The sequence below is a fragment of the Paenibacillus sp. FSL R10-2771 genome (genome assembly GCF_038000205.1).
Taxonomy (GTDB): Bacteria; Bacillota; Bacilli; order Paenibacillales; family Paenibacillaceae; genus Paenibacillus_AQ; species Paenibacillus_AQ phytohabitans.
The window spans coordinates 1-18,691 of record NZ_JBBOBM010000002.1; the positions used below are offsets into that span (position 1 = coordinate 1).

The window sequence follows — 18,691 nt, forward strand, 5'->3', positions numbered from 1 at the left end:
CACGACCGTTAAGCCCTCCAGCGCCGATGGTACTTGGACCGAAGGGTCCTGGGAGAGTAGGACGTTGCCAAGCACATGAAGCCATTGTTGAGTAATCGACAGTGGCTTTTTTGGTTTGTGCAGGGTTGTGGAAAAGCTGTGGATAAATTTCAGTAACTGCTGAAAACTTACGCACATGTGGATACAATTTCAGGAAGAAGTCTTTTCCCTGATAATGTGGATTAAAACGCATATTCAGGCGAATGAGTCAAGAGAAAACCTAAGTAATCCACTGTTTTTGTGGATAAAAAGTGAATTTTGTGGATAGATAAATATGAATCGTGGATAACTAATTTTTGCCGAAAGAAACTCTTTCCGGTTTTTTGTTTTACTGTTCAAAACCTGTGGATAACTTTTGTCCGCGGGCTATTTTTGTACCTCATTAGCTTCTGGACAATTTGCTTGATATACTCAATCTGAGCAACCATTGGACTCTATCTCTATAAATTCATTAACGGGGTGAGCAGCATGGAAATAAGGCAATTGCACGCAGATGATTTTGAAGAAGGCTTAGGCTTGTCAGAATATGCTTTTCAGTACAAGGTGATAGGAGAAGACAGGGAACGCGCCAGAGAGAAGTTCAAGCCGGAACAAATATGGGGAGTATTCGAAGGACCAAGTTTAAGTGCCAAGCTGGTACTTCTTCCACTTCAGGCATACATACAGGGCAAGCCCGTATCTATGGGCGGAATTGCGGGCGTAGCCTCGTGGCCGGAGAACCGCAGGCAGGGATATGTGGCCAAGCTGTTGACCCATGCGCTGCAAACCATGAACGAAGCAGGGCAAACACTGTCTTTTCTGCACCCGTTTTTAATCCCCTTTTACCGGAAATTCGGCTGGGAGATCTATTGTGAATATAAGAAATACAACATACCTGTGGATAAATTTCCGCGGAAGGCTGAAATACAGGGCTCTGTGAAGCGCGGGGCGGCTGATATTAAAGTATTGCAACAGCTGTATGTCTCATTTGCAGCCCGGTACAACGGCACACTGCAGCGTACGGAGGAATGGTGGAAGGAAAAAGTACTCGATGAAGATACACACCAGTGTGTATTTTATTCGCAGCAGGGTGAACCGGAAGGGTATGTGCTGTATAAAATAGTGAACAAAGAACTGGTCATCGATGAATTTGTCTATCTGAATGAGAAGGCCCGCCAAGGGCTGTGGACTTTTCTGGCCAACCATGACTCGATGATCACCGGAGCTTCATTGAAGCTGGTTCCCTCTGATGACATTCTGCCGTATTTGCTTCCCGACCCGCGGATTGCCCAGGAGAATTATCCGTACTTCATGGCACGCATTGTCAACGCCCAAGCCTTTATAGAGAATTTGTCTTTCCATGCGCTGAGCGGTATCCGGGAGCGGCTGCTTTATATTGAAGATGAGCATGCCCCCTGGAATAACGGCCTGTGGCGGTGGACAGTAGCTGAACATGGGGAGGTATCATTTACTCAGATCCAGGGGGACAGATCAAGCGCTGATCTTATATGCAGTATTGGTACACTTACCGCACTGTTGATGGGATACAGACGTCCAGTTGAAATGGCCCGGTATGGACAGTTATCCGGTACACATGAAGCTGTAGATTGGCTGGAGAAGCTGATCCCGCAGGCGCAAACGGCTTTATTTGATTTTTTCTGACAAACCTGAAGGCTCTTCCGCTTACATTAGAAGCAGGAGAGCCTAAAATACATATCCCCTTGCAATGGGATCCGTGAAGCTATTCGGAATACAATGCGGCTAAAAAGTAAAAAATAAGAGCAACCCCTTGGAATTCAGTGAGAATATGTTATAATATGAAAAAAGTCAAAGAAAGTCAAAGTCAACGCGAGCTCGACAGCAGTGTTCTTAGGATTGTAACAGTTGGAGGTCAGGCTCAGTACGAAGGCTATTGCAGCCGATTCGCACTTCAGTCCCCGGGTTAAATTCTTTAGAGCTATGTATGGACGGCGGACGTTGATACAGCACAAGCTTAACCAAGGCTTACACACTGGAGGATGAGTGATGCGTAATATCTCCGATATTATTGAACAATATCTGAAGAATATTTTGCATGAAAGTCCCGAAGGTACGGTGGAAATTCAGCGCAATGATCTGGCGGACCAGTTCTCCTGTGTGCCGTCGCAGATCAATTACGTCATCAGTACACGCTTTACTTTGGAAAAGGGATATGTAGTGGAGAGCAAACGCGGCGGTGGAGGGTATATCCGGATTCAGCGCTTCGAGCTGCCTCAGAATGTGGCACTGTATGCACATCTGAACTCCACAATAGGGAATGATATTGACCAGAATTCCGCCGAAGGACTGATTTATCAGCTGGAGGAGGCCCGTTTTCTCTCCAAGCGTGAAGCGTGTCTTATGCGGTCCGCTGTTTCCCGGGAATGCCTGACGGTTAATCTGCCGTACCGGGATGAGATTCGTGCCAAGCTAATGAAGGCCATGCTAATCTCTTTGTTAGGCAAATAATTGTCAAAATGTGAGGGAGGGACACCGCTCATGCTATGCCAGGAATGCGGGGTCAAACCGGCTACACTCCATTTCACGAAGATCGTGAACGGAGAGAAGACAGAATTTCATATTTGTGAAAGCTGTGCGCGGGAAAAAGGGGAGCTCATCCCCGGTACTGCCGGAGGATTCTCCATACACAGCTTGCTTTCCGGGCTGCTTGATCTGGAGAGCGCAGGCAAGGGCAAGTCAGAGGCCGCACAGACTGTGCAGGGGCTGCAGTGTGAGAACTGCGGTATGACCTACTCACAGTTCAGCAAGCTTGGACGGTTCGGCTGCAGCTCATGCTACAAATATTTTGACAGCACGCTGGACCCGCTCTTCAGACGGGTACACGGAAGTACAGCCCATGTGGGTAAGCTTCCCAAACGGGCGGGTGCACAGATCATGTGTAAACGCCAAATTGATGAGCTGAAGCAGGAATTACAGCAGAGCATTATGCAGGAGGAGTTTGAAACTGCAGCCGAGCTGAGGGACAGAATCCGCAAACTTGAAAAAGAAATGCCACAAGAGTAAAGTCTTTGATATATAGGAGGGGATTCCACATGTCAAGTCTCCGGTTTACCGAACAAGCACTTAGTGACTGGATGCGCTGCGGCGGGAGTCATTCCGAGATTGTTATCAGCAGCCGAATGCGTATCGCCCGTAATCTGGAGCACCTTCCTTTCCCGCTATTGGCGTCTGCGCAGCAGTCGGAAGAGGTGCTGGAGCAGCTTGCTCCTGTATTTCAGGGAGAAGCCTCTGCGGATTTCGGCAACTTTCAGCTGCTGAGGCTGGATGAGCTCGATGAGCTGGATAAAAAAGTACTGGTGGAGAAGCATCTGATCAGTCCTAATCTGGCTGATGATTCCAAAGGCGGAGCAGTCATTCTTAATGAAGACGAGTCAGTCAGCATTATGATCAACGAGGAGGATCATCTCCGCATTCAATGCCTGTTTCCGGGTCTGCAGGTGAGAGAGGCCTGGGTAAGGGCAACAGCCATCGATGATATCTTTGAGGCTGCTGTCAATTACGCTTTTGATGACCGCAGAGGATACCTGACCAGTTGTCCCACCAATGTGGGAACCGGGCTCAGAGCCTCGGTAATGGTTCATCTGCCGGCATTGGTTATGACCCATCAGATTAACCGGATTCTATCCGCTGTTAATCAGGTCGGTCTTACCGTTAGAGGAATTTATGGTGAAGGCAGCGAAGCAGTAGGGAATATCTTTCAGATTTCCAACCAGATTACGCTCGGTCAGACCGAGAATGAGATTATTGAGAATCTCCACAGCGTAGTCACCCAGATTATAGAGCATGAGCGGAACGCACGTGAGCGCTTGCTTGTGGATTCCGCCCTGCGGATTACCGACCGCATCAAACGTTCATATGGGATTTTAGCCTACGCGGCTGTGATGGAGCTTAAAGAGTCAGCACAGCGGCTCTCCGATCTAAGGCTTGGTGTAGATTTGGGGATACTGGAAGGGCCTTCGATTTCAGTGCTTAATGAGCTGAATGTCAAGACTCAGCCGGGTTTTCTGCAAAAGCTGTTCGGCGACGAGCTTTCGTCCACCGAACGCGATATGTACCGGGCGAAGCTGCTACGGGAAACACTGGGATCACAACATTAATTATAGATATATATTATCCGTGGAGGTGCAGGAGATATGATGTTTGGAAGATTTACGGAACGCGCACAAAAGGTGCTGGCGCTGGCGCAGGAAGAAGCCGTACGTTTGGGACACAACAACATTGGGACAGAACATATTTTGCTCGGACTGATTCGTGAAGGTGACGGCATTGCCGCCAAGGCACTGATCGGACTCGGTCTGGGTCTTGAGAAGATTCAGGATGAAGTGGAAACGCTGATTGGCAGAGGTCAGGAACAACCGACCAACATCGCTTATACTCCTCGTGCCAAAAAAGTTATCGAGCTGTCTATGGATGAAGCCCGCAAGCTTGGACATACGTACGTGGGCACAGAGCATATCCTGCTCGGACTCATCCGTGAAGGAGAGGGCGTAGCTGCCCGCGTGCTGAATAATCTCGGTATCAGCCTGAATAAAGCCCGCCAGCAGGTGCTGCAGCTTCTGGGCAGCAGTGAAGCCACTTCAAGCCATAGCGGTGCTCCGGTTAATGTCAGCACACCAACGCTGGATGGTCTGGCCCGTGACTTGACTGCCTATGCCAAGGACGGCAACCTCGACCCTGTTATCGGCCGTAGCAAGGAAATTGAACGTGTCATTCAGGTGCTCAGCCGCCGTACCAAGAATAATCCGGTACTGATCGGTGAGCCAGGAGTTGGTAAGACAGCAATTGCTGAAGGCCTGGCCCAAAAGATCATCAACAATGAAATTCCGGAAACCTTGCGCGACAAACGCGTAATGACCCTGGATATGGGTTCTGTAGTTGCCGGTACGAAATACCGCGGTGAGTTCGAGGACCGCCTCAAAAAAATCATGGATGAGATTCGCCAGGCAGGCAATATCGTGCTCTTCATCGATGAGCTGCATACGCTGATCGGAGCCGGTGGTGCGGAAGGTGCAATTGATGCCTCCAATATCCTGAAGCCCGCTCTGGCCCGTGGTGAACTGCAGTGCATCGGTGCCACAACGCTTGACGAATACCGTAAATACATTGAGAAAGACGCAGCACTTGAACGCCGCTTCCAGCCGATTACGGTGGATCAGCCTTCTCCTGCAGAAGCTGTACAGATCCTATTCGGTCTTCGGGACCGTTATGAAGCCCATCACCGGGTGAAGATTACGGATGAAGCTATTGTGGAAGCTGTGAAGCTGTCTGACCGCTATATCCCTGACCGGTTCCTGCCGGACAAAGCGATTGACCTGATTGATGAAGCAGGCTCCAAGGTAAGACTTAACTCTTACACGATCCCGCCGAATCTGAAGGAACTCGAAATGCGTCTGGATGATATCCGCAAGGAGAAGGATTCCGCTGTACAAAGCCAGGAATTCGAGAAGGCTGCAGCGCTGCGCGATACCGAGCAGAAGATCCGTGAAGAGCTGGACACAACGAAGAACCAGTGGAAAGAGAAGCAGGGCCGTACGGACTCCCAGGTTACACCTGAGGATATCGCACAGGTGGTTGCCAGCTGGACCGGAATTCCGGTCAGCAAGCTGAAGGAAGAAGAGACAGACCGTTTGCTGAATATGGAGTCTTTGCTGCATGAACGTGTAATCGGGCAGGATGAAGCCGTTAAGGCTGTCAGCCGGGCACTCCGCCGGGCGCGTGCGGGTCTGAAGGATCCGAAACGTCCAATGGGCTCCTTCATCTTCCTCGGTCCAACCGGGGTTGGTAAAACCGAGCTGGCACGGGCACTTGCCGAAGCCATGTTCGGTGACGAGAATGCGGTAATCCGTATCGATATGTCGGAGTACATGGAGAAGCATTCTACATCCCGTCTGGTCGGGGCGCCTCCAGGCTATGTAGGATATGAAGAAGGCGGACAGCTGACTGAGAAGGTACGCCGCAAACCGTATTCCGTGGTCCTGCTGGATGAGATTGAGAAGGCTCACCCTGAAGTATTCAATATTCTGCTGCAGGTACTGGAAGACGGCCGTCTGACCGACTCCAAAGGCCGTGTAGTCGATTTCCGCAATACCTTAATTATCCTGACCTCTAACGTAGGCGCACAAGCAATCCGTAAGAATTCGACTCTGGGCTTCACCGCGGTACAGGATGCCGGTGCCGATTACGGCAATATGAAGGGCAAGGTAATGGAAGAGCTGAAGAAGAGCTTCCGCCCTGAGTTCCTGAACCGGATCGACGAGATTATTGTCTTCCACTCTCTGGATGAGAAGCATATCGCCGAGATCGTTACCCTGATGTCCGAGGAGCTGCGCAAGCGTCTGCGTGAATATGATGTAGACTTCCTGCTTACCGACGGCGCCAAGGCGTTCCTGGCCAAAGAGGGCTATGACCCGGCCTTCGGTGCCCGCCCGCTCCGCCGGGCGATTCAGAAGCACATCGAAGACCGCCTTTCCGAAGAGCTGCTTAAGGGCAACATCAAGAAAGGTGACTCCCTCAACATTGATGAGGTGAACGGTGAGCTTGTGGTAACCAAAGTGGAAGTGCCGGCCGAGCTCTCCCTGGAGAAGGAAGTCGAAACTGAATAATTTTCCAGCAATATGAAACAAAGCTCCCGCTCCTCCGTATAGAGGGGCGGGAGCTTTTATATGTCCGGAATGATTAATAATTCTGCCCTGAATCAGGCAGGTTAAGGAGGACGCAAACGAAAAGTAGATCTTAAGTGACCTTTCGTTCAGTGTGCAGAAATGGTAAACTTTGATTAAGAGAAAATTATCCGCAATTTTAGCAAGTTCGGACCGTAAGGAGCGCACATGGCCAAACCAAAAACAAAATTTTTCTGCACCGAATGTGGTTACGAATCACCGAAATGGTTCGGGAAATGCCCGGGCTGCCAGGAATGGAACTCAATGGTGGAAGAAACGGAAAGCGTAGTCAAAACCCAAGGCATGAATGCACCTATTTTTCAGAGTAAAGAAAAGGCGCAATCGATCATAAATATAGAAAGTGACAAAGAGCCGCGTATCCTGACAGGCATCGGAGAGCTTAACCGTGTGCTTGGCGGCGGTATCGTACCCGGCTCGCTGGTACTGGTCGGTGGCGACCCCGGAATCGGGAAGTCCACACTGCTGCTGCAGACATCTCACGCCCTTACAACCCAGGGGCTCCGTGTTCTGTATATCTCCGGGGAAGAATCGGTACGCCAGACCAAGCTTCGGGCTGACCGCCTCGGGGCGTTGTCGGCGGAACTGTATGTTCTGTGTGAGACGAACATGGAGAGCATTGAAGAAGCAATCGAGCAGATTAAGCCGCAGTTTCTGGTCATCGACTCGATCCAGACCGTATTTATGCCTGAAGTGACCAGTGCGCCAGGCAGTGTAACACAGGTGCGGGAATGTACGACAAGATTTATGCGGATTGCCAAAATCCGTGGAATCGCAACGGTACTTGTAGGACATGTAACGAAAGAAGGCGCAATTGCCGGTCCACGGATGCTGGAGCATATGGTGGACTGTGTGCTCTATTTCGAAGGGGAACGTCATCATACGTACCGGTTGCTGCGTGCGGTGAAGAACCGCTTTGGCTCAACCAATGAAATCGGTATTTTCGAGATGGGTGAGGTTGGCCTTACCGAGGTGGAGAACCCTTCCGAGCTGTTTCTTTCTGAACGGCCGCTCGGAGTGGCCGGTTCCGCGGTTGTAGCCAGCATGGAAGGCACAAGACCGGTGCTTGTTGAATTACAGGCGCTGGTTGCAGCAACCCATTTCCCTTCGCCCCGCAGAATGTGCACAGGTATGGATCATCAGAGAATGGCGCTGATCATTGCTGTCCTGGAGAAACGGATGGGCATGTTCCTGCAGAATCAGGATGCTTACCTCAATGTTGCCGGAGGTGTTAAGCTGGATGAGCCGGCGGTGGATCTGGCTGTCGCCATCAGTATTGCTTCCAGCTTCCGGGATATTCCGACCAAGCCGTATGATGTGTTTTTTGGGGAGGTAGGACTTACCGGCGAGGTGAGAGGGGTGTCACGCGCAGAGATGCGGGTGAAGGAGGCCGCTAAGCTCGGCTTCCGGCGGGTAATTATGCCTGAGAAAAGCATGAAAGGCTGGAAGCATCCGCAGGATATCCAGATTATAGGCGTCAGCACCGTAGCAGATGCACTAGCGGTCGCGTTAGATTAGGGGGCACAGGGACATGAAAGAATACAATCCATTAGATAATATGAATGATCTGCTTAGAATGGCCGCACCCGGAACACCTTTCCGGGAGGGGCTGGAGAATGTGCTGCGCGCGAAGACCGGGGCACTTATTGTTGTCGGATACAGTCCGGAAGTGATGGAAGTTGTCGATGGCGGATTCTCCATTAACTGCGATTTTTCACCCAATTATTTATACGAGCTGGCCAAAATGGACGGAGCGATCATCCTGAGTGAGGATCTGAAGCGGATTCTGTATGCCAACACCCAGCTGATCCCCGATTCCTCTATTTCATCCATCGAGACAGGCATCCGTCACCGGACCGCTGAACGGGTGGCTAAACAGACCGGCAAACTGGTTGTTTCCATTTCCCAGCGGCGGAATATAATCACCCTGTATCAAGGCTCTATCCGCTATGCGCTGAAGGAGATCGGAGCGATTCTGGCCAAAGCCAATCAGGCGATTCAGACCTTAGAAAAGTATAAAGCCGTGCTGACACAGGGGTTGACTAACCTTTCTGCTGCCGAATATGAGGGGCTTGTGACGGTGGCTGAGGTAGTCGGCGTGATCCAGCGGGTAGAAATGGTATTGCGGATCAAAATGGAAATTAAGCGTTATATTAACGAACTCGGCAATGAAGGCCGGCTGATCAGCATGCAGATGGAAGAACTGGTCGGAAATACAGAGGAAGAAGCCTGGCTTCTGTACAGAGACTATGCAAGAGAGGAGCAGGAGGACAAAATCCGCGAAATTATCGCCGGGCTGAAGCGAAGCAGTGACGATGAATTGATGGATGACAATCATATTGCCCGCTTGCTGGGCTATTCCTCCACGGCTATTGCATCCGAGGAAGCCGTAACTCCGCGCGGTTACCGTCTGCTCAACAAAATTCCGCGGCTGCCGAATGTGATCATCCACAATCTGGTGGAACGCTTTGAAATGCTGCCTAATCTGATGACGGCGAGCATTGCTGAACTTGATGAGGTAGACGGCATTGGCGAGGTTCGCGCACGTAATATTCAGGACGGACTGAAGCGGCTCCAGAAACAAGTTCTTATTGACAGGCAAATGTAAATAACATACAATCACGTAATATTGGGAACCCATGAAGTTCAAAGTAGGAAAATTGAGGTGAAGAAATGATACAAAAATCAATTCCGAGTCTTTTTACCATCGGTAATCTGATGCTTGGAATGTTTGGTATCATGATGGCGTTTGACGGTAAGCTGAGCATGGCCGCTATCATGGTGATTATCGCTATGCTGCTCGACGGGCTCGATGGCCGTGTTGCGCGCGCGCTGAAGTGTGAGAGTGAGTTCGGCAAGGAGCTGGATTCCTTATCCGATGTAGTTTCTTTCGGTGTGGCACCAGCGCTGATCATGTATCTCACAAGCCTGCAGGATTTGAACTCTGCACTAGGATGGACTATTACAGCGATTTTCCCGGTGTTTGGGGCTTTGCGTCTGGCCCGGTTTAATGTCCGCCCGGGGATTCCGGGATATTTTGTAGGATTGCCGATTCCTGCTGCAGGTGGCGTTCTGGCCACGCTGGCACTTTTTCATAAAGATGTATCTGCACCGTTTATGATTGTCGCTACCCTGCTGCTGTCTTACCTGATGGTTAGCACGGTGAAGTACCCTAACTTCAAGAAGATCGGCTTCCCCAAAAAGGCAGTTATAGGTGCACCTGTAGTAATTGTGATCGCCGTAGCGGTAGCCGTTGTTTTCCCTGAACAGATTGCCAAGCTGATCTTTGCTTTGCTTGCGTTATATGCCCTATACGGGTTCAGGCAGAGTCTGGGCCTCTTGACAGCCCGTCGTCAACGCCGCCGCAGGAAGAGACATGCGGAAGATAAGGTGTATCACTCCAAGAACGGATAGTCCTAACTACGTAATTATTACTTTTTTTATCTATACACAAAAGGCTGTGCCCTCCCTGACTCAGGAGAAGGCACAGCCTTTTCTGTATTTGTAACGGATGAAGGAGAGCGCGGGCTGCCCTGCTAGGACAAGTTAAATAATCCGAGTGTAGCGCATTTTTGAGATTCCTTTGACACAACCTCGTCCATATTAATATCGAGCAAATTGCAAAGTGCAGACATATAGAACAGCTCGCGGCCCAGTTCTGAGGCAATGACTTCCCGGCAGTTCTCACACAGTTCACCTTCAAGGTGGGTTCCGGCAAGCTCTTTGGCTTGTTCAAGTCCCAAAGCCGGTTCGAAGACCTGCTTAGTTGCGTGCAGCTGAATGCAGCCGCATTCAGTAATGGATTTGACGACAGCTCGGTTGACGGATGCACTGCTCTGTCCGTTCTTGGACATTACATCCAGAAGACTGCGGTGACGGAGCAGCAGTTCGGAAACTTGATCCTGGAAAGCCTGTAAACTTGGTGCGCTCATTTTCCATTCACCCCTGGGTTCGTAATTGAGTTCATTATATGCCAGGGTCTCCCCTGTTTTCAACAAGGAATAGAAGTTTACGGCAGGCTTTGCAGACCAGGGAATTAATGGATTCAGAAAAAATAACGGCCCCCCGGATTATCGTCCTGAAAATTGGAACATACTGGTGAGGTATAGATGATTTTTGGATGAATAGAAGGAGGTGCTGGTTATGTGGAAAAAGATTATTTTGACGCTTGCCGGGTTATGTGGAGCCTGGTCCGGTTATTCGCTATATCATGCGGCAGAAAGAGGGTTCCCGAAGGGCATGGGGAAACTGGGTGATAGCTTGCCTGTGGAAGGAAGCATTTTGTTTGCGGTGCTGGGTGCCATTATTTTTTTGATTGCGGGGACGTTATGCGCGGATTGGGCGAGTACAAAACTGCAGGAGGCGGTTCAGTATTGTTCGCGTATACCGATGAGCGAACTCGCTGCAGGCGCTGCAGGGCTTACAGGAGGTCTGCTGCTGTCACTGCTGCTGTATCCAGTCATGGCCTGGCTGGGCAAGGCCGGAGAGCTGCTGCAGGTGGCAGCAACCCTGGCTCTGGGTTATATGGGCCTGCGGATCGGGCTGGAGAAGAAGGAAGAGCTGGCTTCGCTATGGACTACCGGACGCTGGGGACGTTCTGCTGAACCGGAGGGACGGGGACCTGAGGAGCATAAGATTCTTGATACGAGCGTTATTATCGATGGCCGGATTGCCGATATCTGCAAAACGGGTTTCATTGAAGGAACCATCGTTATTCCCGAGTTTGTTCTTGAGGAGCTTCAGCATATCGCGGATTCGTCAGATCTGCTGAAGCGCAACCGCGGGCGCAGAGGGCTTGATATCCTAAACAAGATTCAGAAAGAGCTGGATGTCAAAGTGCTGATCTACGAAGGTGATTTTGAGGAGATTTCCGAAGTGGACAGCAAGCTGGTCAAGCTGGCTAAGGTGCTGCATGGCAAGGTTGTCACCAATGACTTCAATCTCAACAAGGTTTGCGAGCTCCAGGGCGTATCGGTGCTGAATATTAACGATCTGGCCAACGCGGTGAAGCCGGTGGTTCTGCCTGGTGAGGAAATTATTGTGCAGGTGATCAAAGACGGCAAAGAACATGGACAAGGCGTGGCTTATCTTGACGACGGCACCATGATTGTCGTGGAAGGCGGCCGTGATTATATCGGCACTACGATGGAGGTCCTGGTTACCAGTGTGCTACAGACTTCCGCAGGCCGGATGATTTTTGCCAAACCGAAGCTGCTGGAAAAAGCGCAATAAGGGTAAATCAGCCCCTGGAGCGGTCTTATAGGCTTGGAAATGCCGTCCAAACACGTTATGATGGGGATATACGTGAAAGACAGGAGCCGAAAGAATGTCAAACAGTGTAGGCGCCGTTATAGTGGCGGCAGGCAGAGGGACACGAATGGGAACGGCAGAGAGCAAACAATATCTGCTGCTTCAGGGCAAACCGATTATCGTGCATACCCTGGAGGTATTCCAGAAGCATGAACTCATCTCTGAAATCGTGCTTGTCACCGGTGAAGAGGATGTGCAGCGCTGCCGGCAATGGGTACAGGCCTACAAGCTGGACAAAGTGTCTGTTGTTATTCCGGGAGGGGCTGAACGCCAGCACTCGGTACGCCGGGGACTGGGAGAACTTACGACCACCTGGGTAATGGTACATGATGGTGTCCGGCCTTTCGTACAGGGCAGTGAGATTGAAGCTTGTTATGAACGGGCCAGATCTGCCGGAGCCTCTGTGCTTGCAGTTCCGGTTAAGGATACGATCAAGCAGGTGGATGGCGAAGGCAATGTGCTGTCTACGCCGGACCGGCGAAGTCTGTGGGCGATTCAGACCCCGCAGACTTTTCGTCTGTCCGAACTGTTGTCAGCCTATGACGAGGCAGAACGTGACGGCTTCCTCGGTACAGATGACTCCAGTCTGGCGGAACGCAGCGGAATTACCGTTTCTGTAGTAGAAGGAAGCTACAGGAATATTAAGATTACGACACCGGAAGACCTGGATTTCGCTGAATTCACAGAAAGAAGCAGGGGAGAGGAACAGAGATGATCGCTGTAGGACAAGGATTTGACGTGCATCAGCTGGTGGAAGGAAGGCCGTGTATTATTGGGGGAGTGACTATTCCCTATGAGAAGGGGTTACTGGGACACTCTGACGCGGATGTGCTCCTGCATGCAGTAAGCGATGCTATACTTGGGGCGCTTGGACTGGGGGATATCGGCAGACATTTTCCAGATACCGATCCTGCCTTCAAGGATGCAGACAGCCTGAAGCTGCTGGAGCATGTATGGGCGCTTGCCCGTGACCGGGGATACCGGCTGGGAAATATAGATTCGACCATCATTGCCCAGAAACCCAAAATGGCGCCTTATATTCCGCAAATGACCGAGGTTATTGCCCGTGCACTGGATGCGGACCTCTCAAAGGTCAATGTAAAAGCGACAACTACCGAGCAGCTCGGCTTCGCCGGACGCGGAGAAGGAATTGCCGCACAATCTATTGTCTGTCTGCTCCAAGATGTGATATCATCTTGAGATGGCTGAAGTAACAACAGCCTAATTTTAACCAATATGAAGCGGAGGGAAACCCATGACGGATCAAGTCCGGGTGCGTTACGCACCGAGCCCTACGGGACATTTACATATCGGAAATGCCAGAACGGCGTTGTTTAACTACCTGTTCGCCCGCAATCTGGGCGGCAAATTCATTATCCGGATCGAAGATACAGACCTTAAGCGTAATATCGCAGAAGGTGAAGAAAGCCAGTTGAAATATTTGAAATGGCTGGGAATGGACTGGGATGAGAGCGTAGATGTAGGCGGCGAATATGGCCCTTACCGCCAGACAGAACGTCTGGATCTGTACCGTGTCTACTGGCAGGATCTGCTGGACCGCGGCCTTGCTTACCGCTGTTATTGTACAGAAGAGGAGCTGGAAGCAGAGCGTGAAGAGCAGACCGCACGCGGCGAAACCCCGCGTTATTCCGGCAGACACCGTAATCTGACGGAAGAGCAGCGCCTTGCCTATGAGGCGGAAGGCCGTATTGCCAGCATCCGTTTCCTGGTTCCGGAAGACCGTACTTATACCTTCAATGATATTGTTAAAGGCAGCATTTCGTTCAACACCAAAGAAATGGGCGACTTTGTCATCGTGAAGAAGGATGGTATTCCAACCTATAACTTCGCTGTAGCTGTAGATGACCATTTGATGGCCATCTCCCATGTGCTGCGCGGGGAAGACCATATCTCCAACACGCCGCGTCAGCTCATGATCTATGAAGCTCTTGGCTGGGAAGCGCCGCTGTTCGGCCACATGACACTGATTGTCGGCGATGACCACAAGAAGCTGAGCAAAAGGAATGAATCGATCATTCAGTTTATCGAGCAGTATGACCAGCTTGGCTATCTGCCGGAAGCGCTCTTCAACTTCATCACATTACTCGGCTGGTCGCCGGAGGGTGAGGAGGAGATTTTCAGCAAGGAACAGCTGATCTCTATCTTCACTGCCGACCGTCTGTCGAAGAGCCCGGCTGTATTCGATACGAACAAGCTGGCACATCTCAATAATCACTATATCAAGCATGCCGATCCTAAGCGGATCGCGGCACTTGCTATTCCCCATCTGCAGAAGGCGGGACGTCTGCCGGAGGTTCTGAGTGATGAGCAGCAGATCTGGGCAGAGAGCCTGGTTGCGCTGTATCAGGAACAGATGAACTCCGCTTCTGATATTGTGGGGCTCTCCGAGCTCTTCTTCCGCAGCCATCTGGAACTGGAGACGGAAGCGGCACAAGTACTTGCCGAAGCCCAGGTTCCTGAAGTGCTCTCCGCTTTTCTCGCTAAAGTGGAAGCTGCTGAGGATTTCAGCGCTGCCAATATGGCTGTGCTGATCAAAGAAGTCCAGAAGGAAACCGGACACAAAGGCAAGGCGCTGTTTATGCCGATCCGTGTCGCTCTAACCGGTCAGATGCATGGCCGTGATTTGAATGCGACCATCGCGCTGCTTGGCCGGGACCGGGTCATCGAACGTCTGAAATCGCAGATCAAAGGCGCATAAACCGGGGGATATGAGGGTAGAACCCCTTGTCAGCCCTGCGGCTTTTCGCTAAGATAGAAGAATATAATAACTAATAATAGCTGTGATCAGGAAAAGTACGCGTATACGGGCAATTGCCAGAGAGAATAACCGCTGAGGGAGATATCCCTTGCAGGCTGGGAGTTATTCATTTGTCTGCCGCTGAACATGCACCTGTGAGCTGCACGGTTGAGCGTCCCTGTCTGTCAGGGGACAGTAGACTGTGCCGGGGACGTTGCCGTTACAGACGCCAAGAGGAACACCGCATGCACCTGCCGCGAAGTTAACGGCAGTCTGATTGTGCGAATGTTCAAGCAGAGTGGGACCGCGGTTAAACGTCTCTGCAGCATAATGCTGCAGGGGCGTTTTTTGTTGAAATATAAGGATACCGATTGAATGCTCACAGCATACAGATGAATAGAGCAAGTGGGCTGAAGACACTATCTTCCTTTGCGCACCTGTAAACAGGAGGTGGGGAAGTCAAAGAAGAGGGGAACCGTGATGTTTAAGCATATCAAGTCGGACATTCGGGCAGTATTCGACAACGATCCCGCTGCCCGCAGCAAGTTCGAGGTTGTCTTCACCTACGCCGGACTTCATGCCATCTGGGCACACCGGATTGCCCACTCTTTTTATAAACGCCGCTGGTTTACACTGGCACGCATCGTATCGCAGATGAGCAGATTTATGACCGGAGTGGAGATTCATCCGGGTGCGGTTGTCGGCAGCCGGTTGTTCATCGACCATGGAATGGGTATAGTCATTGGTGAAACCTGTGAGATTGGTGACGATGTCATTATCTATCAGGGGGTCACACTTGGAGGGACAGGGAAAGAAAAGGGCAAACGCCATCCTACCGTCGGCAACAATGTTGTCATCGGCTCCGGTGCCAAAGTACTGGGATCGTTTAGAATCGGCGATAATTGCAATATCGGCTCCAATTCAGTGGTTCTGCGCGAAGTGCCCAGCAACAGCACCGTTGTTGGAAATCCCGGACGCGTGGTTAAGCGCAACGGGGAACGCGTGTCCGACCGGCTGGATCATACCCAGATGCCGGATCCGCTGATTGATTCCCTGCGTTTCCTGCAGAAGGAAATCGAAGAGCTGCGCGAGCAGATGGGGTCTGAAGACAAGCAGAAGAAGGAACAGCGGCGGCTGGAGAGCCAGCAGTATATCGGCGATTATGAAATATAACCATATGGAGATTCAAGAGAATCCAGGGGGAACAGAAAGGATTGGGAACAGAATGGCTGTACAGATTTATAACACAATGACACGGAGCAAGGAAGAATTCATACCGCAGGAACCTGGCAAAGTAAAAATGTATGTATGCGGTCCAACCGTTTACGGCTATATGCATATCGGGAATGCCAGACCGGTTATCGTTTTTGATATGGTCCGCAACTACCTGGAGGCCCTCGGCAATGAAGTCCGCTATCTGACGAACTTTACCGATGTGGATGATAAAATGATCCGCAAAGCGGAAGAAATGAACATTACTGTAGCTGAGGTTGCAGAAATGTTCATCTCCGCCTATCAGGAGGATCTGGCCGGACTTGGCGTAAAGCCGGCAACAATGAATCCGCGCGTTACAGAGAGCATGGACAAGATCATTGAGTTCATTAAGGAGCTTGAGGAGAAGGGATATGCTTACGAGAACGGCGGAGATGTGTACTACCGGACCGGCAAGTTTGCCAATTATGGCAAGCTGTCAGGCCAGAATCTGGAGGAGCTGCGCTTCGGTATCCGTGTCGAGGTGGATTCACGCAAGGAGAACCAGGAGGATTTTGTGCTCTGGAAGGCAGCCAAGCCGGGTGAGGTACACTGGTCCAGTCCATGGGGAGAGGGGCGTCCGGGCTGGCATATTGAGTGCTCGGCAATGGTCCGCGAATATTTGGGTACAACGATCGACATCCATGGCGGCGGTGAGGATTTGAAGTTCCCGCACCATGAGTGCGAATGCGCGCAAACAGAAGTGCTGACGGGTGAGCCGCTGTCGAAGTATTGGATGCACAACGCATTTTTGAACATTGGTGATGAGAAAATGTCGAAATCACTTGGAAACGGTCTGCTTGTGAAGGATATTCGTGCACGCTTCAAAGCGGGGACTATCCGTTATTTCATGCTTTCAAGCCATTACCGCAATCAGCTGAACTTCTCGGAGGAAGCACTGCTGTCTGCTGAAAAAAGCGTGGAGCGCATCACTACGGCAGCAGGTAATGTGAAGCATCGCCTTGAACTGGATACGGACGGGGCAGAGGGAGCGGCAAGTCCACAGATCGTGGAACGCCTGGCAGCTATTGTTGGCAATTTCCACGCCAGAATGCAGGATGATTTCAATACGCCGGATGCGATTACCGCTCTGTTTGACTGGGTAAGCCTGGCCAATTTGACGCTTGCTGATAATGACGCTCATTCCGCAGACTTTGCAGCACTGCTGAAGGCTTTTGCAGAGATGAATTCAGTACTGCGCCTTACTCCGGAGGCGGATGAAGAGGTCGCCAGTGAAGAGGTTGAGCGTCTCATTGCTGAACGCGCTGAAGCTCGCAAGAATAAGAACTGGAGCCGGTCCGATGAAATCCGCGATGAGCTGAATGCTCTGGGCATCCTGCTGGAAGACACTCCACAGGGAATGCGGTGGCGGCGTAAATGAGCGGGCAGTTTGATCTGAACAGCGCATGGTTCCCGTATGAACCGTCCAAGCCGGCCCGTTTGCTCTCGCCAATTGTTCTGGCGTATGCAGGAGATGCCATTTATGAAGTGGCTGTGCGGCAGTATCTAATTTCGCTGCCCAATCTGCGTCCGAATCATCTGCACCGCTCGGCAACGGGACTGGTCTCGGCCAAAGCCCAGAGCACGATTCTTGCCTACCTTGAGACGGTGCTTACGGAGGAAGAGAAGGATGTGGTAAGACGAGGGCGCAATGCCAAGTCCGGCACGATTCCCAAAAACGCGGATGTGCTGGAATACCGCCACGCGACTGCTTTTGAATGCCTGATCGGGCATTTGTATTATACAGGACAGCAGGCGAGAATCCAGGAGCTTGTTCACAGCAGCATCGAATACATGTTGAACCGGACCAAGTGAGTTTAAACAGGCCGCGGAGTTTATAGTTATATATGGGTACTTAGAACAGGAGACATGAACATGGAAGAATTGAGAACGGAAGAGGAAATACTGGCGGGCAAGCATTCAGTCCTTGAAGCGCTTCGTGCCGGCCGGACACTGAACAAAATATGGATCGCCGAAACTGCACAAAAGCACTTAACGGCACCTATCGTCGCTGAAGCCCGCAAAGCAGGCATTGTAATTCAGCATGTAGATAAGCGGAAGCTGGATCAGCTTGCACCGGGAGTTCAGCATCAAGGGGTGGTAGCGCAGGCGGCACCGTTTGCCTACACCGAGGTTGCTGATATTCTTGCGGCTGCTGAAGCCAAAGGGGAACCGCCTTTTCTTCTTTTGCTGGATGAAATTGAGGACCCTCATAACCTGGGATCTATCTTGCGTACTGCCGACTGCACCGGTGTGCATGGTGTCATTGTACCGAAACGGCGTTCGGCGCAGATTACAGCAACAGTATCCAAAACCTCTGCCGGTGCAGTGGAATATGTGCCTGTTGCACGCGTAACCAATCTGGGCCAGACGATAGACCGCCTGAAGGAACTAGGGGTGTGGGTGGTTGGAACCGATGTGGATACGGATCAGAATCTCTTCGGATCTGATATTTTCACCGGACCGGTAGCAGTGGTTATCGGCAATGAGAATAAAGGAATGGGCCGCCTGATCCGTGAAAAATGCGATGTGCTGCTGAAGCTGCCGATGGCGGGAAGAATCAACTCTCTTAATGCTTCCGTAGCAGCCGGTGTAATTATGTACGAGGTGCTCCGCCGCCGGCAAGAACAGGGATAAC

General features: G+C 51.1%; 18 protein-coding genes. 16 read left to right on the plus strand and 2 right to left on the minus strand.

The annotated features are described in order from the left end of the window. A partial coding sequence (locus NSU14_RS35460; RefSeq protein ID WP_340949063.1) for a hypothetical protein occupies positions 1–232 on the minus strand: 232 nt, incomplete at its 3' end. A 275-nt stretch (positions 233–507) separates the two neighbouring features. Here NSU14_RS35460 and NSU14_RS35465 point away from each other — a divergent pair. The 8 genes from NSU14_RS35465 (at position 508) to pssA (ending at position 10,148) form a co-directional block, all read left to right on the plus strand. Further along, positions 508–1,680, plus strand: coding sequence for a GNAT family N-acetyltransferase (locus NSU14_RS35465; protein ID WP_340949065.1), 1,173 nt, complete (start codon positions 508–510; stop codon positions 1,678–1,680). Positions 1,681–2,043: 363 nt separating this feature from the next. Beyond that, complete coding sequence (locus NSU14_RS35470) at positions 2,044–2,505, plus strand: CtsR family transcriptional regulator (RefSeq protein WP_039298529.1); 462 nt, start codon at positions 2,044–2,046, stop codon at positions 2,503–2,505. A gap of 30 nt (positions 2,506–2,535) precedes the next feature. Then, the gene (locus tag NSU14_RS35475) at positions 2,536–3,060 is read left to right on the plus strand and encodes a UvrB/UvrC motif-containing protein (protein WP_039298531.1); all 525 of its coding nucleotides are present in this window, start codon (positions 2,536–2,538) and stop codon (positions 3,058–3,060) included. 29 nt (positions 3,061–3,089) lie between these two features. Next, positions 3,090–4,154: a protein arginine kinase gene (locus NSU14_RS35480; protein WP_039298534.1), complete on the plus strand. Its 1,065-nt coding sequence runs from the start codon at positions 3,090–3,092 to the stop codon at positions 4,152–4,154. Between the two features lie 36 nt (positions 4,155–4,190). After that, entirely contained in the window at positions 4,191–6,659 is a 2,469-nt protein-coding gene (gene clpC / locus NSU14_RS35485; protein ID WP_340949066.1) for an ATP-dependent protease ATP-binding subunit ClpC, read from the plus strand. 225 nt (positions 6,660–6,884) lie between these two features. Next, positions 6,885–8,252 (plus strand): DNA repair protein RadA, encoded by a 1,368-nt coding sequence (gene radA / locus NSU14_RS35490; protein ID WP_039298540.1) that lies wholly within the window; start codon positions 6,885–6,887, stop codon positions 8,250–8,252. Positions 8,253–8,265: 13 nt separating this feature from the next. Continuing rightward, on the plus strand, positions 8,266–9,342 hold the full coding sequence (disA, locus tag NSU14_RS35495) for a DNA integrity scanning diadenylate cyclase DisA (RefSeq protein WP_039298543.1): 1,077 nt from the start codon (positions 8,266–8,268) through the stop codon (positions 9,340–9,342). Between the two features lie 65 nt (positions 9,343–9,407). Next, a complete protein-coding gene (pssA, locus tag NSU14_RS35500) occupies positions 9,408–10,148 on the plus strand; it encodes a CDP-diacylglycerol--serine O-phosphatidyltransferase (RefSeq protein ID WP_039298546.1) in 741 nt (246 codons plus the stop codon). 122 nt (positions 10,149–10,270) lie between these two features. Here pssA and NSU14_RS35505 read toward each other — a convergent pair whose 3' ends face one another. After that, entirely contained in the window at positions 10,271–10,666 is a 396-nt protein-coding gene (locus NSU14_RS35505) for a hypothetical protein (protein ID WP_039298549.1), read from the minus strand. A gap of 211 nt (positions 10,667–10,877) precedes the next feature. Between NSU14_RS35505 and NSU14_RS35510 the strand changes: the two genes are divergently transcribed. The 8 genes from NSU14_RS35510 to rlmB all read left to right on the plus strand — a co-directional run bounded on the left by NSU14_RS35510 (position 10,878) and on the right by rlmB (position 18,690). Next, complete coding sequence (locus tag NSU14_RS35510) at positions 10,878–11,966, plus strand: PIN/TRAM domain-containing protein (protein ID WP_042140145.1); 1,089 nt, start codon at positions 10,878–10,880, stop codon at positions 11,964–11,966. A 94-nt stretch (positions 11,967–12,060) separates the two neighbouring features. Beyond that, positions 12,061–12,759, plus strand: coding sequence for a 2-C-methyl-D-erythritol 4-phosphate cytidylyltransferase (gene ispD / locus NSU14_RS35515; protein WP_039298554.1), 699 nt, complete (start codon positions 12,061–12,063; stop codon positions 12,757–12,759). Next, on the plus strand, positions 12,756–13,244 hold the full coding sequence (gene ispF, locus NSU14_RS35520) for a 2-C-methyl-D-erythritol 2,4-cyclodiphosphate synthase (protein ID WP_042140144.1): 489 nt from the start codon (positions 12,756–12,758) through the stop codon (positions 13,242–13,244). The genes ispD and ispF overlap by 4 nt, the downstream gene beginning before the upstream one ends. 55 nt (positions 13,245–13,299) lie before the next feature. Beyond that, a complete protein-coding gene (gene gltX, locus NSU14_RS35525; protein ID WP_336101090.1) occupies positions 13,300–14,763 on the plus strand; it encodes a glutamate--tRNA ligase in 1,464 nt (487 codons plus the stop codon). A 519-nt stretch (positions 14,764–15,282) separates the two neighbouring features. Beyond that, the gene (gene cysE / locus NSU14_RS35530) at positions 15,283–15,975 is read left to right on the plus strand and encodes a serine O-acetyltransferase (protein ID WP_039298562.1); all 693 of its coding nucleotides are present in this window, start codon (positions 15,283–15,285) and stop codon (positions 15,973–15,975) included. 52 nt (positions 15,976–16,027) lie between these two features. After that, positions 16,028–17,434, plus strand: coding sequence for a cysteine--tRNA ligase (gene cysS / locus NSU14_RS35535; protein WP_336101091.1), 1,407 nt, complete (start codon positions 16,028–16,030; stop codon positions 17,432–17,434). After that, a complete protein-coding gene (locus NSU14_RS35540) occupies positions 17,431–17,868 on the plus strand; it encodes a Mini-ribonuclease 3 (RefSeq protein WP_340949069.1) in 438 nt (145 codons plus the stop codon). The genes cysS and NSU14_RS35540 overlap by 4 nt, the downstream gene beginning before the upstream one ends. A gap of 60 nt (positions 17,869–17,928) precedes the next feature. Then, complete coding sequence (gene rlmB, locus NSU14_RS35545) at positions 17,929–18,690, plus strand: 23S rRNA (guanosine(2251)-2'-O)-methyltransferase RlmB (RefSeq protein WP_042140140.1); 762 nt, start codon at positions 17,929–17,931, stop codon at positions 18,688–18,690. The last annotated feature ends 1 nt before the right edge of the window (position 18,691 follow it).